The sequence below is a fragment of the Bacillus sp. NPDC077411 genome, assembly GCF_044543425.1.
In the GTDB taxonomy this organism is placed as follows: Bacteria; Bacillota; Bacilli; order Bacillales; family Bacillaceae_G; genus Bacillus_A; species Bacillus_A bruguierae.
Map to the genome: position 1 here is coordinate 504387 of NZ_JBITWA010000001.1, position 25065 is coordinate 529451.

The following is a 25065-nucleotide window of genomic DNA, read 5'->3' on the forward strand; positions in this document are numbered from 1 at the left end:
CTGATGAAAGCCTGCCCAATCGGGCATATGCTAACCGTTATCCCCCACAAATTTGTACGTTCTATCGTGAGCATTTCAATTATAAATACAATTAATAGAATATTCAAAAAATAGTATATATATTTAAACTAGAAAATCACATTTACATGTCATTATTTGAATGAGGCATATCCATGGTCAGCCATTACTACACTCCCATTAATGGCATCTGCTTCTTCTAATGAAAGAAGGTAGACTACATCAGCAAGTGCTTCTGGATTCGTTAACCCATTACCCATAACCTTCATTTTCATAGATTCAATCATACTATCTTTATATCCATGAAGAATAGGCGTATCAACAACTCCTGGTGCTACCGCTACTACACGAATTCCATATTCAGCTAATTCAAGAGCTGCAGATTTTGTCATCATAATAACAGCACCTTTTGTTGCATGGTATGCAAATGTACCTGGAGAAGCTAAGAAGCCATAAACAGACGTTGTATTTATAATTACACCTTTTATATTTAATTCCTTCATCTTCTTTCCTGCTGCTATGATTCCATAGGCAACACCATGTTGATTCACTCCAATTACTTTTTCATAGAGGTCCATATTTTGATTAAGCACTGGACCTGCACCGCCAATTCCAGCATTGTTAAACATAACATCAATCCGGCCATACGCTTCTACTGCGGTATTAACTAGATTTTCTACGTGTTCGTACTGTGAAACATCTGTCTTAACAAAAATAGCTGTTCCACCCTCAGCTTTAATCATTTCTACAGTTTCTTTTCCACTTGTCTCATTAAAATCAGCGACTACCACTTGATCTCCTTTTTGTGCAAATTTGATACATGTTTGTCGACCAATTCCGCTTCCTCCACCTGTAATTACAGCAACTCTTCTTGTCATCATACTAGCCCTCCTATATGTTATTAGATTTCTTGCAATAATTGTAACACTTCTATAAATTAAATATTATTAAAATATACTTACTATTACTTAAGTAACACTTAACAAAAGGGGCATGTTTATATGAATATCGAGCAATTAGAATATATCATTGAGGTTACCAATGCAGGTTCTTTAACCATTGCAGCACAAAATATGCATGTCACGTTATCTGCTATCAGTCAATCTATCTCAGCATTGGAAGCAGAATTAGGGATATCGTTATTTACACGTTCTCGTTTAGGTACAATCCCTACTGCTGAAGGAAAAATTATTATTAAAAAAGCTGCTGAAGTACTAGAGAAACTCCAGGAGTTAAAAGATGAGGCTAACGGGTTTTCAAATACCATAAGTGGTGAATTAAGAATTGCAACAATTCCTGGTCCTATGCCTTTATTGGTTAATACAGTAACAAATTTTAAAAAGGATTATCCAAATGTAAAAATAGAGATATTTGAAAAAGGTTCACAGGAAATACTAGATGATATTCGCCAACATAAGATTGACATGGGTCTCATTATTCTATTTGAAGACCTTGTTCATAAAAGCAGTGGATTCTTGCTCGAACCATTGTTGAAAGGAAAAATGGTTATTGGGGTCAACCGTAATTCGCCTTTAGCATTTAACAAATCAATTACCCCAGAAGAACTGTTGAATCATTCTTTAGTTTTATACAAGGATGATTACGTCGAATGGTTTATGAAGCAATTCACGGCTGTATATGGATCTGTTGATATTCTTTTTACCACTAATCATACAGATGCCATCCAAAAAGCTATTAAAGATGGATTAGCTATCACTGTTGGTCCTGATTATTCCTTTGCTAATGAGTCTACTCTATTAAAAAAAGACATTGTCATGATTGACCTTGAGGTTCCTAAGCAACATGATGTCTATTTTGCCTGGGTACGCTCAGAAGGAAAACATTACTCTCAAATTTGTAAGCACTTTATTACTAAATTGAAACATGAACTTTAAAGTAGAATGATATAAATACAAGTTGAAAAGCCAACACAACAACTACTTGAATATATATATCCAAATAAGAAAACCGACATAAAAACCTCTTTCTTTTTAAGGGAGGACAAGAGCATCTGGCCGTGCATAGAAGCGGTCAGGGCCTTTTCCTGCCACATGTGATGTTTTAAAATAAAGGGAGAAAGCGAGTACAGGTCGTGTTGCAGTCTGCATAACAGCAACTTATAAAGAAAAGCGGAGCCGACTGTTTAGGCCTGTTGACTAAGGTTCTTTCACACAGAAGGTGTTTTTTACCTTCTCGTGTGCAAGGTTCTTAGACATGAGGGCCTAGGAGGCAGAGCTAGACAAAGATGTCGAAAAATTAAAATTGATTTATATAGAACAAACACATTATCATATAAAAAGCATCCCTTCTCCAAAGGGATGCTCCTCTTATTACGCCATTAACTCTTTTTGATTTGTTTGTTCTAAATAAGACAATACATACTTTACAGCAGCTTCGCCTTGATCAATACAATCTGGCAATCCAGCACCGGCATACGAGCTTCCTGCTAAGTAAATACCCGGTAATTCTTCGTTCATGAACTGCTTTAACGTTTTCATACGCTGTTGATGACCAACTGTATATTGCGGCATCGCTTCTTTCCAGCGGCTAACAACTGCAAATTCTGGCTCAGCTGTTATATCCATTGTCTTTTGCAAGTCTTCTAACACGACGCGAACCATTTCTTCATCTGTTTGTTCCACAATTGCTTCATCGCCGGGACGCCCAACGTAACAGCGCAGGAGTACTTTTCCTTCTGGCGTTGTATGCGGCCATTTTTTATGTGTCCACGTACATGCTGTAATTGTAAAATCACTATTGCGCGACACAAGAAACCCCGTTCCTTCAATGTCGCGCTGAATCGCTTCTTTTGGAAATGCTAATGCTACATTGGCAACTGATGTTGATGGAATGTTACGGAAGAAATGGAACTGTTTATACTGAGAAAACATCGATGGCAGCCATTTGTGAGATGCGGCCATTACAACTGTATCTGCTTCTACTTGTTTTCCATTGCTAAGCGTAATGCTATAGCGGTCATCGATCTTTATGATTTTTTCAACACGCGTCCCTTTCATAACTGTTCCATCTTCTAATCGCTCTTCAATCCTATCAACAATAGATTGTAAACCTGTTTTTAACGTTAAAAAGATTCCTTTTGTTTTTGCCTTTGCATCCTTTGGCTGTTTCGGTGCCAATGTACGCATACCGAGCGAAATGCTGCGATACTTTTGCTCTACTTGATAGAACTGCGGGAACGTTGCCATTAAACTCATCTGATCAATATCACCAGCATAAATACCTGATAACAATGGCTCAATCAAATTTTCAACTACTTCATTTCCTAAACGGCGACGGAAAAATTGACCGAGCGATTGATCTGATACCGGTTTAGAGCGAGGCAGTACAAAATCAAATCCTGCACGGAGCTTTCCGATAGGAGAAAACAACCCGGAAAATACAAATGGTGTAATTTGCGTTGGAATTCCCATCATCGAACCGCTTGGAATGCTGTGCAATCGATTATTCACAAGTACAAACGATTTCCCTGTTGCATTATTCACAAGTTGATCACCAAGTTGTAATTCACGTGCTAACCTTGCCGCACTCTCTTTCCGTTCTAAGAACGAATCCGGGCCACGTTCAATTGTATATCCATCTTTTCTAAATGTTTTAATTTTCCCGCCAAGCCTTCCTGATGCTTCAATAAGCATTGTGTCAATCGGCAAACTTTGTTCCCGAATTTCTTTTTGCAAGTAATATGCTGTTGTTAAGCCGGAAATCCCGCCGCCTATAATCACTATCTTCTTTTTCACGACTGCTTCCTCCTTCCCTGCTTTATGAAACTGCACTCCACTTTTTCATGACAACATCTGCTAAACAAGAAATAAATGGGGCCTTTGCATTTGGCATTTCTGGGCGATAATAGTTTGCTTGAATTTCTTCTGTGACAATTTTACATTCAATGTCATTGTCATATAATACTTCTAAATGATCAGCAACAAAGCCAACGGGTGCATATACAAAGGATGTGTATCCATATTTCTCATGCAACTGACGTGTTAAATCCTGTACATCCGGCCCAAGCCATGGATCTGGCGTATTACCAGCACTTTGCCAGCCTACTGCATAGTTTTCTACTCCAGCTCCGCGTGCAATATAATCAGCCGTTTCACTTAATTGCTCTGGATACGGATCTCCAAGTGTAATGATTTTCTCCGGTAAACTATGTGCAGATACGATAAGGACCGCTTTTTCACGTTCATCAGCTGTCATCTTTTCATATATTGCTTTCACTTGGTTCACCCAATAATCAATAAATTTTGGTTCTTTATACCAACTATCAATACCGTGAATTTGTAAGCCGCCAAGTTTATCAGCTTCTTCTTGTGCTCGTCCGATATAAGACTTCACGCTGAAAGTAGAATAGTGCGGCGCAAGAACGATCGCAATTGCATCTTCAATTCCATCTTCGTGCATCTTCTTCACAGCATCTTCAATAAATGGCTCAATATGTTTTAAGCCGAGATACAATTTAAACTCCACGTCATCTTGCATCTCATTTAAATATGCTTCTAACTTTTCCGCTTGTTCAAGTGTGATCTTCGCAAGAGGCGAAATCCCGCCAATTGCTCTGTATCGTTCTGTTAAGTCTTCTAACATTTCCACACTTGGCGTTTTGCCGCGGCGAATGTGTGTATAATAACGTTCAATATCCTCTTCTTTATACGGCGTTCCATATGCCATCACAAGTAAACCGATTTTCTTTTTCATATGGGCTTCTCCTTTACTTCGCCAACTGTTCTCTTGAATAGTCATGTATGAATGCAGTCATCTGTTTTAACGTTTCTGGATTCACCTCTGGGAAAACACCATGTCCTAAATTAAATACGTAACCTGGCTGTTTCATTCCCTCATCTAAAATCGCTTTTACATGCGTTTCAATCACATTCCACGGTGCAAGTAAAATAGATGGGTCTAAATTTCCTTGCACAGCCTTTTGAATGCCGCGAGCACGCGCCTCTTCAATCGGCAGGCGCCAGTCCAAACCGACAACATCAAGCGGCAGATCATGCCATTCATTTGCTAAATGACTCGCTCCAACGCCGTGCATAATAAGTGGTACATTCATCGGACGAAGTTCTGTGAAAATGCGCTCCATTGCTGGTTTAATATATAAACGGTAATCCGTCACACTTACCGTGCCAACCCAGGAATCGAAAATTTGAATTGCTTTTGCGCCGGCGTTAATTTGCGCTTTTAAATAGGTAATTGTCATATCTGCAAGCTTATCCATTAGCGCAAACCATGCTTTTGGCTCCGCATACATAAACGCTTTCGTTTTATGATAATTACGAGACGGACCGCCTTCAATCATATAACTCGCTAACGTAAACGGCGCTCCTGAAAATCCGATTAACGGGACATCAAGCATTTCCGTTGTTAATAGGCGAATCGTATCAAGCACATATGAAACGTCTTCTTCTGGGTGAATTTCCCCTAATTTTTCGACATCTTGAAGCGAACGAATCGGATTATCAATTACAGGTCCGATTCCAGATTTAATCTCTACGTCCACACCAATCGATGGAAGCGGTGACATAATATCTTTATATAAAATAGCAGCGTCAACATTATATTGATCAACAGGCAGCTTCGTTACATAGGCACAAAGCTCTGGTTGATGTGTAATTTCAAACAAAGAATACTTTTCTTTAATCTTTCTGTATTCTGGCTGAGAACGACCTGCTTGGCGCATATACCATGCTGGTACATAATCCGTGCGTTCTCCTCTGCATGCTTTTAAAAATGTTTCATTGATTTGTCGTACCAAACCCTTGTCCCCCTTTTTCTAATACAGCTAACGAACCCTATCCTTTTTATCTCGTATTAACGGCCAATACCTCCCCCGCTCTCTCCTCAAAATTGTAAGGAATCCAAAGAAGATAAGCGGGGGAGAACTGCTGGCATGCGCCCGATTGGTGAGAGCTTTCCATCAGTATGTAATCCCTATCGCTGGAAGCTTCACATTATCTTTTCTTACTATACAATTAGTGAAAACAAAATGCACAACATTATGTACGATGTTCATGAAATTGACACAAACATATGGTAATACTCTGTTTTTTTTGGAACATTCTCATTATAGCACAAGCTGAAATTACGGTTTAACCCGTTTTGTTTTTTCTCCTTCTCGATTTGTTTGCGGATTAAACGGCACAACGTAAAAGCGAGGGACCTTAAAAACGTTCATAAATTTTACTTCATACTCCCCTTTTCCGGTTACTGTATCAATATGAATCGCTTTCCCTTTGTCTATTTTATAAATTCGATATTGCACTCTCTTATCAGAAAGTTGATTCCATGTTAATTTTGCAGTAAACAAACCAAGCGGAGTAAACGTCAACTTCGCTTCTAAATCGTCCACTTTACTTAAGCGAATCGGCTCTCCAATGTTCTCAACACCGTGCGGCTGTGCAAATGTATAATCAGCTTTTACATTTGTTTTTGCTAAAATTGTTTTAAATAATTTTGTTGGATAAGAACTGCTTCCACGCACATAATGTTTATCATCCGTGCGATCATATCCCATCCAAACCGCTCCAACGATATGAGGTGTATACCCAACAAACCAAATATCTCTTGCCCCGTCTTCTTGATTTGGAAGCGACGTTGTTCCTGTTTTCCCAGCAAGCGCTCCTTTATATACACCATCTTGTGCAGTACCTTCTTTTACAACACCTTCAAGCATTCTTGTCATATACCAAGCGGTTTGCTTAGAAAAAACTTTAATTTCTTTATCGGTTGCTTGCCCAATTACTTCTCCGTGTCGATTTAACACTTTCTCAATTACATGCGGTTCAACGATTTTTCCATCCGCTACAAACGCACGATACATTTTCACAAGTTCAAATGGGGAAACTCCTTCTTGTAAACCGCCAAGTGCAGTACTAAGACCATGTTCAGGAATGTGAACATTCCCTTTTTCCAAATATTGCTTCCCCTCTTCTAATCCAATTTCATGCAGCAGGGATACAGCTGGAACATTAGCCGATTGCAGCAGGGCATCATACATCGTTACTTCTTTCGAATACTGATCGTTGTAATTGCGCGGTTCATAGCCATCAAACGAACCTCGTTCATTTGTTAATAAAGAATATGGTGTATATTTTTTCGTTTCAAGTGCTGGTGCGTAAACAAGAAGCGGCTTTAATACAGAGCCCGGCTGCCGCTTTGCGTAAATTCGATTTAATCCACGCGCAATATAATGCCTTCCTCCAACTGCCGCTCTTATCCCGCCTGTCTTACTATCCATGAAAAGAGCGGCGCCTTGCATATGATCGTCTTGCATCGGAAAATTACGGACATTTTGCAATTGTTCATATGCTGTCTTTTGCATCTTGTCATCCATCGCCACAACAAACGTATATCCACCGCGCAGCACTTCTTGATGTGATAACCCATAAGTGCGGGCCGCTTCATCAATTACCATATCAATGTACGGCATATACGCAAGCTCCTGCTCATTTTGATTCATATAAAGAGCAATTGTTTTCCCTTGATATCCCACCGTTTCTTCTGCTGATAAATATCCTTGCTTATGCATTAACGATAAAATTAAATCACGGCGCTCTTTACTTTTTTCAGGATGCAAAAATGGCGAGTAATTACTTGGCGCTTTCGGAAGAGCGGCCAGCATCGTCCCTTCCTCAACTGTTAATTGCTGCACTTCCTTATTAAAATAAAATTTAGCAGCTGCTTGAATGCCATATGCCCCGTGTCCAAAATAAATATGATTTAAATACATCTCAAGAAGCTGCTGCTTCGTATACTTCTGTTCCAAGTGAAACGCAATCGCAACTTCCTTCATTTTGCGAAACAGCGTTTTTTCATGGGATAAAAAGACATTTTTCACAAGCTGCTGTGTAATCGTACTCCCGCCTTCTACTTTCTCTCCAGCGAGAACATCTTTATAAAGTGCCCTTATAATAGAAGGAAAGTCAATGCCATGATGCTCATAAAAGCGCGCATCTTCAACAGCTAAAAAGGCTTGTTGTACAAATGAGGGAATATCTTCAATACGTACCAATTCCCGATTTTCCAAATAAAGCTTTGTAATTTCTTTTCCGCGCTGATCCACAATTTTTGATGAAGAATGAAATACAAGTCTCTTTTCATCCATCATATAACTGCCAGTAAATAAAATGAGTTTATATAGAACAATCGCAAATATAAAAATGGAAACAAAACCAATAAGGACCATCTTTGTATTCTTCATAACGCATCCTTCTTTCCAAATGATGGTACGTTTATTATTTGAAAAAACACACCCTTTATGTATAATCTTCAAATTTTTTTACAACTCTTGCTATAATGATAAAAGCGGAAGCGGCGAGCCACAAAAGAGTATTTTTGCAAGACCTTCTTTTGTGACGACGTTTACAGTCGGTGCATAATAAAAAAGGAGCTCTCTTATATTGGAAGAGGGCTCCTTTTTATTATTCCTTTTATAGAAACATTTGTTCAGTTTGATTTTCAAACGCTAAATGTAGCTTTTGAATAAAGTTTGATAAAAATCATCTCGAGAGATATCGTTATCTTAAGAGGTGATTTTTTCTAAAAGAAAAAAGTAAATTCTATAGAAAAGAAAATCAACGAGATTGAATTTATTTACTTCATTTAGATTTCATTTTTTCAAGCCATATTTTTGCTAATTTACAGACACCTTCCTTAATTTCATGTTCACTTAAATTTCCCAAACCTAATTGGATATGCGGATATTTAGGTGCGTTTTTAATAAAATATTGAGAGCATGGATAAACAATAATTCCATTGTTAGATGCTTTATTTATCAAATCTTTCTCACTCATTTGAGTTTTGACTTCAATAACTACATAAATACCAGAGGAATCTCCTTTGATTTCTATATAGTTATCAAAATGATTCTTTATCTCTTCGCACAACACCTTCATTTTACGTTTATAAAGAGATTTCATTTTCCTCAAATGTGCATACCAATATCCCTCTGAAATAAAGTGAGCCAGTGTTCTTTGATGAAAAGAAGAAGCTGTTTGTTCTAGTAAAGACGAAATTTTCTCATACCTAGGAAGTAATCGTTTCGGTAAGACCATGTAACTTACACGGATTGAAGGTAATAATGCCTTAGAAAATGTGCTTACATACACAACCCTGTCATTGGAATCTAGACTCTGTAAAGAAGGAACAGGGTGATGAATATAGCGAAATTCACTATCGTAATCATCCTCAATAATATATCCCTCAACCTGCTCAGCCCATTGAATTAGTTTTAACCTTTCATTAACAGGCATTGTATATCCAAATGGAAAATGATGTGTTGGTGTAACATATGTCAATCTTGCGTCTGTTTTATAAAGTTGATTAACATCAACCCCATTTTCAGAAACAGATATAGGTTCAATTAAGAATGATTGTAAGGAAAAAATCTTTCTTGCCCCATTGTAACCAGGATCTTCTACAGCTATCTGCTGAAATTCCTCTTTTAACAGCAGTGTCAAAATCAATAACAAGTGTTGTGTACTGCTGCCAATCAATATTTGTTCACTAGAAGCGTTAACACCTCTCGACTGAAACAAGTAATCTGCTATAGCCATCCTTAACGACATATCCCCTTGCTTGTCCCCATAGGAATACATAATAGGATCCATTAAAACTTTATTCGTTAAGTTCCGCCACTTTGCAATAGGAAAGTTCTCCTTGTCAACCGTTCCAATCTTAAAATCAATCGTTTCACTTATAACTTTGTGTCTCTGTTTATGCGTTACTGTAGTAGGCTCATATGTAAATAATTGTTCGGACATATTTACCTCCACAAAATAGCCCTTCTTACTTTCACTTCGTATATAACCTTCTGCTAGAAGTTGTTCATAAGCCACCTGTGTTGTATTTCTACTTACATTCAAAAGCATTGCTAATTGTCTAATAGAAGGTAGTTTAGTATGCTGCGCAATCTTCCCTGTTAATATCTGTATCCTTATATAAACATAAACTTGTTGATACATTGGAACATTACTACTCCGATCTATGTTAAAAACGAGTTCTTTCACTTCATACACCTCAACTGTCATTTGAAATTATTGTAAACTGTACCTTTTATAAATGACAACGAAAATTAATATTAAGTATACGGATTCATACAGTACTTATTTAACAGGAGTGATGCTACATTGATTAAAATCATGTACTTATTTTGTTTAATTGTTTGGGGACTTAATTTTATTGCAGTTAAAATTCAAGGTACACCAGTTAGTTTAGAGCTATCATTATTATACCGTTTAGCTTTAACTGCAATTTTATTTCTAGTTCTTATATGGTTTATGAAACCTAATGGAAAACCTAATAAAAAAGATATTCCGTTCATCGTTTTATTTGGCGTTTGCAATTTTGCGTTGAGTTATCTATGTCTCTATCATGCTACTATCATGTGTTCTGCTGCTATCGTAACTCTAATCTTTTCTTTAAAAGTTATTTTAACTCCAATAGCACTACGTATATTTCTTAAAGAAAAACTACATGCAAGAGTTTTTCTTGGAGGAGTTTTTGGTATCTTAGGTGTTTGTATTCTCATATATCCAACATTAAGTGACTTCAAAGGAATAACTACTATGAAAGGAATTTTGATAGCTCTCTTAGGTACAGTTCTTACCGCAGTAGGAGACGCTTGTTCTGTCAGAAATGCTAGTAAGAAGATAGACCCAATCTATGCAAATGCTATTGGTTTTACTATAGGTAGTTTGTTAATTGGTTCAATTGTATATGCGCAAGGACAAACAATTGTTTTCCCTACAACCGTTACATACTTATCAGCCCTAATGTATTTAACTTTTATTGCTTCTTTTTTGGCTTGGTTATTTTATTTAAAACTTGTAGAAAAAATAGGAGGAACAAAGAGTGGTTACATGGTCGCTTTATTCCCTGCAATTGGTGGGATAGCATCTGTGATAATTGGAGAAACAGATTTGTCAATGTATTTGGTTTTCGGATGTTTATCTTCTTGTATTGGAGCTTTAATAGCCCTAGGTTTTAGAGTTAATTTTAAAAAATCTACCTCCTATTCAAGCGTTAAAGTTAAGAAATAAAAATATTTTATTAATTGGGGTATTCAGGGTCTCTAGCGCTTATCACACAAAATTCGGATTTTTTTGCGGGTAATGGCCTGTGACAATCAAATTGTCCCCCAAAGTGACTGCTTAAAAGAACGAAGAGAAGTTATGTCCGATGAACCTGCATATCATATAAAATATAACAACATGCTATATTAATGAAACAGAGTATGATAGACATATCAATTCTCGTATGTAACGTAAGACAAACAATAAAATAAGGAGTATATATTCAAATGCGGAGAAGAAGATCGTATGGAAGAACAAATAAGAAAGAAATTAGTTACGAAAATTTTCGTTGCACTCATTCCGAACATGAACTACCAATAGGCTATGGAAGTGATGCACCTATTTACTATTACAATATTCCTGAAAATGAAAGACATCAACGTTTTGAAATAAACTCTGATATTTGCATCATGGATGAAGAATATTACTTCATTCGAGGCTGTATAGAAATCCCCATTATAAATAACAACGAAGTATTTATTTGGAATGTGTGGGTGTCTTTAAGCGAAGAAAGCTTCAGCAAAACAATGGAATTATGGGAAACGGAAGAAAGAAAAACAGAAGAGCCATACTTCGGATGGCTTTCCACATCAATTCCAGGTTATCCTGATACAGTAAACTTGAAAACACATGTTTATATAAGAGACATCGGAATCAGGCCATTTATCGAATTAGAACCAACTGATCATCCTTTAGCAGTTGAACAGAGAAAAGGAATTACGCTAGAACGAATTGCAGAAATTAAAGGAATTGTGGCTCAATATAATCAAGAAGAGGATTGCGAGTAATACTTAACGATAAGATGTATTACAGTATAGAGGTGAATTTTATGAATCGAGAACAAGCCATCTCAAAATTAGAAAAACTTAAATAACCTATAGTAACAAGGATTACGTAAACGAAAAGTCTCTTCAAATTTCTGAAGGGACTTTTCATTTTTTAATAGTATACATATCAACTTCAACCTACTCAAATTCGCTTAGTATGGAATATTTATATTCTTTGAACCCTTATATTATATAAATAAAAATTAAAAAATCGACATATAAACCCTCTTTCTTTTTAGGGGGGCGAGAGCATCTGGCCATGCATAGTAGCGGTCATGTTGTATTCTGCATAGCAGTAATTTATATGTCGAAAAATTAAAATGGATTTGTATAATCTAAATAATACTATTTATAAAATATGTATTTATTATCCAATAAATAATAATTCTTTAAAAATTATCATTGATAATAAACTTCCAAAAAACCTTTATTTCATGTGAATTTTCACCTCTAATTTATGCAATTTTGCATAGTCAAATATAGGAAAACGGTATGCGAAATATTATTTTGTTATATTAAAAACATTTTATGTACAACTAAATTTTTACAATCAATTATAATAATTCTATTTTTCAGAGAAATATAAAATGAAAGTTGTTATATTTTATAAAGATAGGATTTTAGTAAGATAATTATTTTTAAAACAATTAATAATAATATATAAATTATATATTATTCCGAGCAAAATTTTATGATTTACTTAACAAAAACATAGTGTTTTAATAAGGGCATAAGAGATTTACCTTCTATGAGAAACAAAAGAAAGTGAATGTTTAAAAGTAACAGGTTCATCATTATAGTTTGTCGTTGATTATATCATTCTAAAACTTTAAGCTCAAAAGGCTTTATTTCCAATAATTACCTTCTTATCAACTGATCAACTACATTTATTCTTGATAACCAAATAGAAACATAGTTTCAGTTCTTTTGCACTTATAGTTTGGTAAACAGATCTTAGAGCAATATGTACATTTTATAATTTTAAATCAAAACAAAAGAGGTGTGCAGAATGAAAAGACAGAAAATTACAAAAATTATTCCAGCAGCATTTGTATTAAGTACAGCTTTATTTGTAGCACCAGGGTTTTCTTCAGCAGATACGAATACCACAAATGTAGGAAATCTTCCAATAGTAATTAGTGCTCAAGAAGGAAAAGCACCTATGTCAGCGGAGCAAGTTGCTCAAAATGGTACGCAGCTTCCTTACATTCCTACGGGTCCTTATGAAGAATTCCCTGGTCAATGGCATGTTTCTACGGAAGATGGAAAGTTAATTGATTATGTATATGTAGATGTTGTTGCTAAGAGTAATGGAGCAAGAGTTTATGGAATAAAAGGAAATGCCAATGATAAATATAAGGTTGTAAAAGCTGATGGTACTTGGCTTAAAGATGGAGAAGAATATGAAAAAACAGGTAATAAAGGGGACGTATTATATTCACTAGCAATTCCTAAAACTGATCCAATTTTAGAAGATACTAAATTGAAAAAAGAATTAAATTGGAAATTAATTGATTCAAATATAGTAGATAAAAATTCAGGTTATCATTGGAGCAAAGCGGTTACAAGTGGTATTTCGCATAATGTAACTATAGGATTATCTTATACTATTGGGATGGAAGTAGGTCTTGAGGGGGTTGCAAAAGTAAATCAATCATTAACTGCAAGTTTTGGTTATGGTATTACTTTAAATTCAGAAAGTACAGTTACAAAAACATTTGACTTTAATCCAAAGACTGATTATGCATATGATCAATATAGAACTGCATTATATCAACAGGTAGCAACATATTCAGTTGTTCCAGGGGAAAAATTACAAAAATGGATTTCTGAACAAAATGGTGTTTGGGATAATATTTTCGGTCAACTTGGTGGTCAATTTGGTAAGAATTTTACAAGTCCAACAGAATATAAAGTGAAAAATTCAGTTGATTATCCAGTAGATGTTTTAGTTGCACTTACTTCAAAATAATGAAAAAGCTAGCAAATTGCTAGCTTTTTTAACTTGTATATACAAGTTAAAAAAAACGACATAAAAACCTCTTTCTTTTAAAAGGGAGACAAGAGCATCTGACCATGCATAGAAGCGGTCAGGGCCTTTTTTCTGCCACATGCGAAGTTTAAAACAAAGAGAGAAAGCAAGTAGCAGTCATGCTGTATTCTGCGTAGCAGCGACTTATATGTCGAAAAATAAAAAATGGATTTATATAGTGTATTATCCCTTTTGACACAATCCCCCTACACAATCAAGCAAAAATTTTCAAGCCCCTATTGCACCAAAATATTTTTCTCAACCTCCCAAAAATAAACATTTATTCCTCTTATGCTAGAATAAAACATGTTAGCCTATACAACTTAGAAAGACCTAATTGCTACTTTTATTTCGAAGAAAAAAGGAGGAGATATCTATGAAGTCACCTGAAAGTGTAATTTTGATTCATGAAATTTCCAAACTAAAAACAAAAGATGAGCTTTGGAATCCATATTCTTGGTATCAGTATATGAGAGAGAATCATCCTGTCTATTATGATGCCGATCAAGATGTATGGAATGTGTTTTCGTATGATGATGTGAACCGGGTTTTATCTGACTATCGTTTGTTTTCAAGTAGAAGAGATCGTCAGCAATTTTCATTTCCGAAGCGAGAAACACGAATGAATTTAAATTCTTCTGATCCTCCTGAACACCGCAATGTTCGCTCTATCGTTTCAAAAGCATTTACACCGCGCAGTTTAACTGAGTGGAAACCACATATACAAGCACTCGCAAATGAAATGATAGAAAAGCTAAGAAATCGTGATGAAATTGATATTGTAGAAGACTTAGCAGCCCCATTCCCTGTAACTGTCATTTCTAATTTATTAGGTGTCGAGGCAACAGATTTAAAAAAGGTGAAACGATGGTCTGATATTTTATTCATGCCATATAGCCGAGAGAAATTTGCTGATTTAGATAAACAAAAAGCAATTGCTATGAAAGAATTTAAAACGTATCTTCTTCCCATTGTCCAAGAAAAACGATACCACTTAGCAAACGACATTATTTCAGATTTAATAAGAGCTGAATATGAAGGTGAGAGATTGACAGATGAAGAGATTGTAGATTTCTCACTCGGCTTACTAGCAGCTGGTAATGAAACAACTACCAATTTAATTATCAATAGTTTCTATTGTTTTTTAGTTGATAAACCAGGAACGTATGCAGAATTACGTGAAAATCCTGATGTTATTCCACAAGCAATTGAAGAGGTTTTACGTTATCGCTTTCCAGTCACACTGGCACGCACAATAACGGAGGATACAAATATATTTGGCCCACAAATGAAAAAGGGGCAAATGATTGTTACGTGGGTAAGTGCCGCCAACTTAGATGAGAAACAGTTCCCTAACGCCAGCTGTTTTGACATACATCGACCAGGTAATGACAAACATATGACATTCGGAAAAGGCCCGCACTTTTGCTTAGGTGCCCCACTCGCACGATTAGAAGCTACAATCGCTCTAACAACCTTTATTAAACAACATAAAGAAATAACACTGTCACCATCTTTTCAGCTCGAGAACTGTCTATTAGAGAATGAACAAACTTTGAAACATTTGCCGATCCTTTTAAAGTGAAAATACTTTAGTTAAAAATATGTATTTATATACAAGTTAAAAAAACGATATAAAACCTTCTTTTTTTGAGGGGAACGAGAGCATCTGACCGCGCATAGAAACGTTCAGATCCTTTTCCTACCACATGCAAGATTTAAAACAAAAGGAGAAGGCAAGTAGCGGCCATGTTGTATTCTGCATAGCAGCGACTTACAAAGAAAAGCGGAAGCGGCTCGATCAGAACAAGAGGGGGATGGAGCTTCTGACATAGAGGCGCTTTTTGCCTCGGCGGAAGACGCGAAGCCACCGACTGTTCTAGCCGCTGGAGCTGGGTCATAAAGAAAAGCGAGGCAGACTGTTTAGGTCCGTTGGCTAAGGTTCTTTCACACAGAAGGTGCTTTTTACCTTCTTGTGTGGAAGGTTCTTGGACATGAGGGCCTAGGAGGCAGAGCTAGACAAAGATGTCGAAACATTAAAATGGATATATAATAAGCACTTGAGATCTATTTCTCAAGTGCTTATTCCTATTCTTATATTCTTCCATAACCGGCAATATGTTTACTCCAATAAGAATTATCTAGTTTAGCTGCACTTACTCCTTTTGAACTGCTAGCGTTATAGAATGTATTGTTTCCAATGTACATACCTACATGTGTGATATAAGTACCTGAATTGTAAGTGCCTTTGAAAAACACTAAATCACCTGGTTGAAGATTGCTTTTACTTATACGTTTAGTAGCATCATATTGCTGCTGAGCAGTACGCGGTAATTTAATTCCTTGTGTACCATAACCCCATTGCATTAATCCTGAACAATCAAATCCAGTTTTCGGGCTACTTCCACCATATCGATATGGTGTTCCTTCATATTTCTTCATTTCCGCATAAACCTTTTGAAATTGAGAAGCAGTTATTGATTGAATTTCAAAGGATTCAATATTCATAGCTTCAAAGTTCGTTTGCACCGCTACATCTTCATTTACACGAATGTTATTCGTTTCTTCTGCGGAAGCGAAACTGCTACCAACTCCAATAACCATTCCAAATGCTAAAGTTCCCGCTATCAATTTTTTCATAATATTTCCCCCTATTTTTATTAAATATTTTACAATTACGTAAATTTCGACCATTTTTTTATAAAATCCTTTCAATAGGTTAGGAGAAAATATCGAATCATGTTGAGAAAATTTTTTAGGTTACTACAAGCAGAAGTTGACTGTAAAGTGCTGTTTATTTAGAAAGGATAGCATTTTTGATATTTAAGACTGTTCAAATGTTTGAAGTTGATAGGAATCCGGCCGAATCCCTATTTCAAGGGGGAGCAAATTTCCAAACAAACTCTCTAAAAAAGAACAGAAGGAGCCTATTGTAACAGGCTCCTTCTAAAAAATTAAATTTACATATACATTAGAATAGATTTATTTCACTAATAATGAATATGTTCCCTTTGCATTTTCCTTTTCAAAAAATGCAACTATATAATACTTCCCAGGTTTCGCATCAAATTTCCCTTTTATATTATTTCCATCCGCTTGGCCCGTAATGACAGGATTTCCTAGATCTGATTCGTGATATACATCCCATTGTATTCCAATCCCCTGTTCATCTATAAAAGAAATATCTACTTCTTTTGGAGATGTGACATTGAATGAGTACATATACGCCATATTAGGTCGATCCATATTTCCTTTTGAAAGTTTATTGAAACTAAGTACCTTTGCATCTTGATGGTTATGACCTGCTGGCTCATCCTTTTTTATGGTAACCGTTGTTTGTCCTCGGCTCACTTTTCCTTTATTATCTTTCACTGTTAGCTTTGCAGTATATGTTCCCTCTTTTCCATATACATGAGTAGGATTTGCTTCTGTACTTGTTGTACCATCTCCAAAATCCCAAAGATACGAAACAATTTTTCCCCCTGTGCTTTCTGTACCATCACTATGAAACTCAACTTTTTCATTTAATATCTCATTGTACGGTCCATTCATATTTACTTTAACAGTCTGCTTTTCTTCTTCTCCCGTTGCAACGCCATGGAATACAACATCGTATTCAAATTGATTTTTCGCATTCACACGATAATTGACAAAATACGCTGTAACTGTTTTGTAGCCGCTCCATTCTTTTTGCGCTAACTGTTCTAAAGATTGATTGATTTTCTTGCTCATCGTTTTCCAATCCTCAGATTCTCCTTTTGTTACGCCGCCTGTATATGTTCCTTCTAATGTAAACGTATCAAAAAATTGAGACTTATGCTTTGTAATTGTTGCATCTTTTATCTTCGTTACATCTGTAATGTCTTTCTTTACATCCGCTAGTGGCTTTGGTGCATGGTCAGCTAAATAATCATCTGATACTTGCGGGGTATTATATGTACCCTGATTATCAACTAACTGCTTCATATAGTCTTGGTATCCTTTATTTAAATTTGGATCCTTACTTAAAGCTTCACGATATGCATCATAACCATTCACATCATTTACACGAATTAAATCTTGAATCTTATCGAAAGTTTCAAATTGATGAGTATATAAATAAGACTGCAGTGCAAAAGAATAATTATAAAAGTCCCATTTATCTGGTCCGTCTCCATATTTCGAAAATAATGTTCGTTCTGCTGTATAACGCTGTGCAGGATCAGATGATAATCCGCTAATTATACTTTTGCGCGGAACAACATTATTCGTACGAGTAGATCCCGCAAAAAATTCTGCATTTCCTTCTTCAAACCAAGTCAAACGTTGATCTTGATACATTTCTCCTTGTCCCCATGATCCTGGAACTTCGTACCTTCCCTGTAAATAGTGTGTAAACTCATGACGGAACAATTCTTCCAAACTATAACGACTTTGCTCTGGTGTACGCTCAAATGTAAAGAACGTTCCGATTCCTTCAATATAAATTCCGCCATTATTCGTGTCATATCCATATAGTTGGCTATTTTTTTTATATTCATCTGGATTATTATAAATTACCATTGTCAGTACATCATCAGCTTTTCCTGCTTCTAACGCTCCATCTTTTCCAATTACACGATGATATTGCGCCTTTACTTCTTTAGAAGCCCAGTACAGTCTCTTAACCTTTTCTTCCGTTACTTTATCTCCTGTTTTAAATACAATAGCACCGTCATCGAATGTATACGTTTTTGGTAAGTACTGCTTTTGACCTTCTTCACGGATTTTCTTTAAATCTACTGTATTTCCGTTATAATCTTTTCCACCATAGTTTGTTGAAATTTGCTCTACCGCATTAAAATGAGCTTCACTAAAACGAGGGTACATACGCATTGCTTGTGTAAGTACTTCTAAAGGTTTATTTGGATTACTATGGAATTTACCGAAACGACCAGTATAATAAACACCATTATTAATTAACCAGGTATTTTCTGTTGTCATTTGATTCAGAAGAGCCAGTCGACTGATTTCATTTATAAAACCATCAATTTTCCCATACCATATTGTTTCATCCGCTTTTTTCCTTGTACCATTCACGTAAGACTGTATATCATCATCAATCGCTTGGATAAGATTATACAAGGCGTCCCCTTTATTCCGGTCACTTATATATGTAGAAATATTATCGTTATACTGTTTTAATATATTCCCTGCATATTGAACTGTTTCAGCATCACAAGAAGCACTTCTAATTAATCTACCATATGCAGATACCACTTTATCCTGTTTATTTGTACCAAGTTTAAAATTCGGATTTTTTGCAATTTCTTTTAATGCAGGTAAACATTTATCATGGAAGCTTCGCTCATTTAAATAGTCTAATTCTTTATTATTAAAGCCTAAATAAAAACCGCAATATAATACTTCAACAAACGTCTCAATTCCTTTTGTATCATCTTTTGTAAATGTGCTTCCGCGGCGACCTAATTCATCAATAATAGCTTGTATTCGCCCTTTATTTTGATAGAACGCTTTTGTTTCTTGGTTAAATTGAGATAAATCTATGATTTGATCCCAACTAACATTTGCCAATGTATCAATTAATTCGGCATCACTCATTCTATTCAGCTCTGCCACAGAATACTTTTGCTGATATTGTTTTGCCGCTGCTTGTTTCACGACTGGAGCTGGACGTTGTGAAAAATCGTTTACTTTTAAACGTTCTTCATAAGACAATGTTTCATCTGCTTTTGTAGAATGGGCAAGTTCATCTGTTGAAGTTTGTATCCCAGGTGGTTTCTTTTGTAACACATTATAAGGTGTGTTTTCTTCCGCTGATACTTGTGTTTGAATACTTCCAAATGATAAAGCCACTGTACTAATACCGAGCATCATTTGCGTAAATTTTAATTTCTTGTTCATCACATTTCCTCCGTTTATATAATCCATCCAACAGAATAGCACGTTATTCCCATAAAACAATGTAATATGCAATATTGCATATTACATTGTTTTATATTTGTGAACAAATTATAAAAACTCAATGATATCAACATTTTCTAGCTATAATCATGCACATTAATTGTGTACACAATTCAATATTCAATTAATCTTTATATCTTTCCGAATATATACTTGCCCTTTAAAATTGCTTACTATGGCGGTATATCGTCTACTTTCCCCTCTATATAAACCTACTTAAAATTTCTCCAGGTAATCCTTCGATTTCACAAATTTTCTCTGATGTAAATCCTTGCTTTATTAGAATTTTTCTAGAAGGGATATTTTCCGGATCAATAATTGCTTTCAATATGTTCAAATTTGTTTGCTTAGCTAATTCAATTAATTGTTTTGCAATTGTACCACCATATCCTTTACCCCAATATTTAGGTAATATCATATAGCCAATTTCAGCTTCTTGGATTTTATGTTCATTTAATGTTACATGTCCAAGTCCAATAAATTCATCCGTCACACGATTATAAACTTTATATGAGCCATATAGCTCATATTTTTCATTACGCTCTAATAACTTTTGATAGTTTACTTGAGCCTCTTCTAATGGAATCGCTCGTTCTGTAATTTGTGCCATAACTTGTTCATTGGACACTAGTTGGAAATAATCGTTAAAGTCTGTTGCTTCAAATTTTTTAAAGATTAGTTGATGCATTTTTTTCTCCCACCCTTAACTTATAAAAGTTATTGTTATTATTGTATCTTAATTGGAAAAAAACACTATTTTCATAGTATCTAATTCCATTTTTATACAACTCACTTATATTTTAAACGACTTTTTGTAAATTCAACAATTTTGATTGTTTGCTTACATTTTGCAGATGTTTTAAAAGTGCGCATACCAAATAAACCCTGATGGGTTAAATAGGCTTGCAAGCATACTCAATTTAATATACCTAACACAGAAAGAAATTGTATTTAACGACAGTTATCCTATACGCCAAGAAATAAAAAGAGAGCCCGTTTTGAAGCAGGCTCTCTTTTTATTAAATACCTCTGCCGTGTTCATACTGAACATCAATAGCACGTTGTGTATCCGATGACGCGTTCTCTTTTAAATTCAATCCATTTAAGCCAAAAGATAAGACAGTTACAGTCATCAAACTAAGTATGCACAATTTAATTTTTTTCATTTTAACGATCCCCTCTTTTTCAATATTTTTTTCGCTTCATAACCAATATAAAAATACTTGCTCACTTCACCTTCATTACCCACATTATACCATTTTATTGCTAATTCTTCGGCATAAAATTGTACATCTTTCCATAATTCTTGATGTTTGAAATATGAAATCGCTTCGGCTACTAAGTGATCTAGTTTTTCAACAGGTTCATTTTCGTTTAAGCCATTTAATATCGAAAAGTGGTAATAATATTCTTTATCGCAAGATGTAAGCCCTTTGGATATATATTGGCTTGCTTCTTCATGATGGCCCAGGCGGAAATGCTCTCTTGCTAATAAATAATTAGTTTTTATATGCTGGTCTTCTTTGAAAACTTCTGTAAGGTGTCGAATTGCTGACTCTGAAAGATCTTGATCGGCATATAGTAGACCTAAGTTATGACGTACTTTTAAAATCGATGCACGCTCATCGGTTTTTGTAAAAGTATTAAGTGCTGAGATTAAGTATTCTTCTGCCAGTTCAAATTGCCCTAATGAAATACAAGACATCCCTAAAGTATTTTTACAAGCTCCAGTTTTAACTTCATAACCTTTATTTTTAGAGAAAAACTCCTGAGCCTTTGTAGCGTAATGAATAGCCCGGAGCGGCTGAGAAAGGTAATAGTGAAATAAAGCCACTCGGTAATTAAACTCAGCTTTTTCCGCTTCATCAGGGACTGCAGCGAGCAATTTCTCCGCTAGTTCATAATGTTTTTTAGCGTCGCTGTAGTTTCCAACTTCCATAGCGTAAATGAATTTAAAAAAATGATAATAATATTTCAAAAAGTCGTTTGTTTGCTCAGAGATAGAGTCATATTCATCTAAATCTTTATCAAAGTTGCCGATCAACATTTTATATCTAAAATCTAATAATGAATAATACATGAGGATTTCTTGCTCTTCCTCAATCCTATCAATTTTACTATCAATTTCTTTCTTTAACTGACCTGCTTCCAGCACATGCTGCACACGCATTTCTCGATACCAATCATTAAGTAAATTTGTGATATGACTCTTTGCAACAACACCTGTGTTCAATTAAATCACCCTTTTCCAAGAAATATTATCTAAATATTAACACAATTTATGGTGTAAGTTTCCAGATTTATTGTTATGTAGATTGATAAAAAAATTACAGAATATTACAAATATATGTGTATGATGTATCTATATACAAATTATAACATCATTGACAATGTATAGGAATCACATGATAAAAGAAAAACCTTAATCATTTTGTTGAAAAAAGAAAATGTAGTAGCTGGATTTATGGGTATCAATTCCTTTCTATAAATGCCTTTGCTATTTGACTATTATGGTTCTCTGCTACAATACCTTTCCGTAGCACACTTTAAGAAATTGTCCTATATGTTCTCGCTACCACTTTGATTTATTATCGTTTCAAATTTCTTTATTTTAGTAATTTTTCTATATACTTAACGTGTTTCAAACCAGTATACTACAATGTAAACTAAGATAAATGATCCTCCAAATATCAACAAACGAAATAATATGGGGATAAAAGATAATGATGAGTATAGTAAATATAGAATTATAAAAGGAATAAAAAATAAAAATAATATATATGTTTTATGTTTAACTATTGTTAGTATGAAACCTCCACTACAAATAACTCCTATTATAATCCCATATATCCAAATTATTGTTTCATCACCTTTTTTTAAATGCAAGGATATATGATCAACTACTGTTTTTGAATCATACATTTTTGTAAGATGAGATGTTTCTAATACATATTCCACAGGCATACCTCTTTTATTTGGAATTTTACACCACGATTTTACCAAATTTACACATAAAAAAACCACCCTTACATGAGGGTGATTTTTTCATTACTCTTCTTATACCAACTTTGCATCTTCTCCGCATCTTCCATACGTACATGTTCTAACGTATGACCAGCCGAGGCATTATGGAAATGATATGTGCAAAGTGCATCTTTTTTCTGAAAGTATGATTGACTTTTCTTTAAAGATTGAATATGTCTTCTTTTAGCGAAAACAGTATATTTGGCGATTTTGCGATATGATATTGTTAACTGGTCGTCATCAATACGATATCCGCCTGCTTTGTACTGCGCATGGCCAAGCCATATGGACACTAGGAAAAGTGGTAATAGCAATGCGAATAGAAAGTGTTTGTGAAAGTAAATACTTGCACCGATAATTGGTACTGCTACAATACAAGCGAACACAAAATTATCTAACATGTGACGTCTCATTGCCGTTTTCGGTAATCTTGTCATCTCACTGCTTATATCATATGGCAATTGTAAGTATTGCAGCATCTCTTGCACTTTTTTCTTTTTCATAAGCGGATGGATTGTTACGTCTGTTTGTCCTTCTTCAAATTTTTGAATGGCTTCTACATGAACAGAGCAATATCCAAAAGGCTTACGGAGAATACCTTCTTTTATTTTAATACCGTGAATACGATGCGTTTTCAAGACAAGCTCTTTTCTTTCTAGCAAACCTTGCGAAATGCGAATTTCATTTCCTTTACGTGAAATGGTAAAATTCGCATGTTGCAACGCATATTGAATCGTTGAAACAATCCACGATAATAGTAATAAAGCGATGATCATATATACCCAGCCGGCTATATCACTTTCCGATACATACGTTTCCACATAATGCTCAATTTTCTTCACAATATGATTCGGCATAATATCCTGAATTTTATCTGCTAAAATGAAAAGAATTGAAAATAAAAGGCCAAATTTTCCCGACGTAATACTTGCTAGCAAAATTTCTTTCCACGTTAATGTATATGCGACTGTGTTATGTTCTTTCTTTTCAATCGAAGTGATCTCTAATTCAGATACATCATTCACATCGCTATTTGTATTTAACATGGCAATTAAACTTGCTGCTTCTTCTTGAGTAATCCCTACTAACTGTACTTCTGCTTCGTCAGCCCCGCCAGCTGTTTCAATCTTTAGCTTTGTGAGACCTAATATTTGATATAAAATATTTGAGCTCGTATTAATGGTTTGCACACGATCTTTATTTAAGTAGCTTTCTTTTTTTGTAAACATCCCTTGTTTAATATGTAATATATTATTTTCAACCCAATATGTTTTGTAATACCAAGAAACAAAGGTAGAAATAACTGCTATAGCAAAAAATCCAATCGGAACTAAATACCAAAATGGAAACTTGCCCTTAGCACTAATCAAAAATATCGCAATCGGTGCAAGGTCTCTCAATTTAATTTCAAACAAGATCGTAATTGGATGCTGCCGCTTATACATCCTCATCACTCACCTTTGCCAGTTCTGCAATTTGGCGCTTTAGCCTCTCAGCTTCGCGCATTGTCAATCCAGGAAGACTATGTGCTGTTGCGGCTGTGGAAATTTTCAATTCAGCTAAATCAAACTTGCGCATAATTGGCCCTTGTTCAATTGTAATATGCTGTATACGAATCATCGGGACAAGTACTCTTTCTACAGTAAACATTCCTTTTTGAATTTCCATTTCCTCTTCGTTTAACTCATAGCTATAATAGCGCTGACGTAAGCTTGGAAACACGAGATAACCGAGCGGTGCATACGCAAGAAGTCCTATCACAAGTGCACCAAATATCCAGCCTGTCCAATCGAATTTCATCATAAATATAAAATAAGCTATTGTAATAATAAGACCGATTCCAGATGTGATGAGCGAGCTAATTTGCCATACTCTTACCATCTTTGGATTAATTTCATTCTGTAATGGTTGCATTCTTTCACCTCTACTTCATAATCTATATAAACCCAAATTAAAAAGTCGATATCTCCCTCTTTTTAGGTGGACGAGAGCATGTCATGTTTTGTTTTGCATACCAACAACTAATATATCGAAAAATCAAAATGGATTTATCTAGTACATTTCTTTCTATGACTCTATCATGTTATTTAACATGCTGTATCCATCATATAAAAAACACAATTGGAAAACA

General features: G+C 35.1%; 17 protein-coding genes. 5 read left to right on the forward strand and 12 right to left on the reverse strand.

The features are described from left to right. Positions 1–152: 152 nt before the first annotated feature. Positions 153–899 (reverse strand): SDR family NAD(P)-dependent oxidoreductase, encoded by a 747-nt coding sequence (locus ACIGHG_RS02535; RefSeq protein ID WP_336472239.1) that lies wholly within the window; start codon positions 897–899, stop codon positions 153–155. Between the two features lie 120 nt (positions 900–1019). On the opposite strand from ACIGHG_RS02535, the gene ACIGHG_RS02540 reads away from it, so the two are divergent. After that, complete coding sequence (locus ACIGHG_RS02540) at positions 1020–1913, forward strand: LysR family transcriptional regulator (RefSeq protein WP_336472240.1); 894 nt, start codon at positions 1020–1022, stop codon at positions 1911–1913. A gap of 435 nt (positions 1914–2348) precedes the next feature. Here ACIGHG_RS02540 and hemY read toward each other — a convergent pair whose 3' ends face one another. From hemY to pdxR, 5 genes are all read right to left on the reverse strand, one after another. Then, on the reverse strand, positions 2349–3773 hold the full coding sequence (hemY, locus tag ACIGHG_RS02545; protein WP_396547003.1) for a protoporphyrinogen oxidase: 1425 nt from the start codon (positions 3771–3773) through the stop codon (positions 2349–2351). 22 nt (positions 3774–3795) lie between these two features. Then, the gene (gene hemH / locus ACIGHG_RS02550) at positions 3796–4731 is read right to left on the reverse strand and encodes a ferrochelatase (RefSeq protein ID WP_336472242.1); all 936 of its coding nucleotides are present in this window, start codon (positions 4729–4731) and stop codon (positions 3796–3798) included. Between the two features lie 13 nt (positions 4732–4744). Continuing rightward, positions 4745–5791 (reverse strand): uroporphyrinogen decarboxylase, encoded by a 1047-nt coding sequence (hemE, locus tag ACIGHG_RS02555; protein ID WP_090915635.1) that lies wholly within the window; start codon positions 5789–5791, stop codon positions 4745–4747. A gap of 327 nt (positions 5792–6118) precedes the next feature. Beyond that, positions 6119–8236, reverse strand: coding sequence for a transglycosylase domain-containing protein (locus ACIGHG_RS02560; RefSeq protein ID WP_396547005.1), 2118 nt, complete (start codon positions 8234–8236; stop codon positions 6119–6121). 397 nt (positions 8237–8633) lie between these two features. After that, positions 8634–10043 (reverse strand): MocR-like pyridoxine biosynthesis transcription factor PdxR, encoded by a 1410-nt coding sequence (pdxR, locus tag ACIGHG_RS02565; RefSeq protein WP_396547196.1) that lies wholly within the window; start codon positions 10041–10043, stop codon positions 8634–8636. 132 nt (positions 10044–10175) lie between these two features. On the opposite strand from pdxR, the gene ACIGHG_RS02570 reads away from it, so the two are divergent. From ACIGHG_RS02570 to ACIGHG_RS02585, 4 genes are all read left to right on the forward strand, one after another. Beyond that, entirely contained in the window at positions 10176–11075 is a 900-nt protein-coding gene (locus tag ACIGHG_RS02570) for a DMT family transporter (protein ID WP_396547198.1), read from the forward strand. A 260-nt stretch (positions 11076–11335) separates the two neighbouring features. Beyond that, a complete protein-coding gene (locus ACIGHG_RS02575; RefSeq protein ID WP_396547007.1) occupies positions 11336–11896 on the forward strand; it encodes a DUF2199 domain-containing protein in 561 nt (186 codons plus the stop codon). Between the two features lie 1048 nt (positions 11897–12944). Continuing rightward, positions 12945–13907, forward strand: coding sequence for a hypothetical protein (locus ACIGHG_RS02580; RefSeq protein WP_396547009.1), 963 nt, complete (start codon positions 12945–12947; stop codon positions 13905–13907). A gap of 436 nt (positions 13908–14343) precedes the next feature. Continuing rightward, the gene (locus ACIGHG_RS02585; protein WP_396547011.1) at positions 14344–15552 is read left to right on the forward strand and encodes a cytochrome P450; all 1209 of its coding nucleotides are present in this window, start codon (positions 14344–14346) and stop codon (positions 15550–15552) included. Positions 15553–16061: 509 nt separating this feature from the next. Here ACIGHG_RS02585 and ACIGHG_RS02590 read toward each other — a convergent pair. The 6 genes from ACIGHG_RS02590 to ACIGHG_RS02615 form a co-directional block, all read right to left on the reverse strand. Then, a complete protein-coding gene (locus ACIGHG_RS02590; protein ID WP_396547013.1) occupies positions 16062–16607 on the reverse strand; it encodes a C40 family peptidase in 546 nt (181 codons plus the stop codon). A gap of 342 nt (positions 16608–16949) precedes the next feature. After that, positions 16950–19850 (reverse strand): collagenase ColA, encoded by a 2901-nt coding sequence (colA, locus tag ACIGHG_RS02595; RefSeq protein WP_396547015.1) that lies wholly within the window; start codon positions 19848–19850, stop codon positions 16950–16952. Between the two features lie 262 nt (positions 19851–20112). Next, entirely contained in the window at positions 20113–20598 is a 486-nt protein-coding gene (locus ACIGHG_RS02600) for a GNAT family N-acetyltransferase (RefSeq protein ID WP_396547017.1), read from the reverse strand. Positions 20599–21072: 474 nt separating this feature from the next. Next, entirely contained in the window at positions 21073–22143 is a 1071-nt protein-coding gene (locus tag ACIGHG_RS02605; RefSeq protein ID WP_396547019.1) for a response regulator aspartate phosphatase, read from the reverse strand. A gap of 793 nt (positions 22144–22936) precedes the next feature. Then, the gene (locus ACIGHG_RS02610; protein ID WP_396547021.1) at positions 22937–24379 is read right to left on the reverse strand and encodes a PH domain-containing protein; all 1443 of its coding nucleotides are present in this window, start codon (positions 24377–24379) and stop codon (positions 22937–22939) included. Continuing rightward, a complete protein-coding gene (locus ACIGHG_RS02615) occupies positions 24372–24848 on the reverse strand; it encodes a PH domain-containing protein (protein WP_090915610.1) in 477 nt (158 codons plus the stop codon). Before ACIGHG_RS02615 ends, ACIGHG_RS02610 begins: the two co-directional genes overlap by 8 nt. Between the last annotated feature and the right edge of the window lie 217 nt (positions 24849–25065).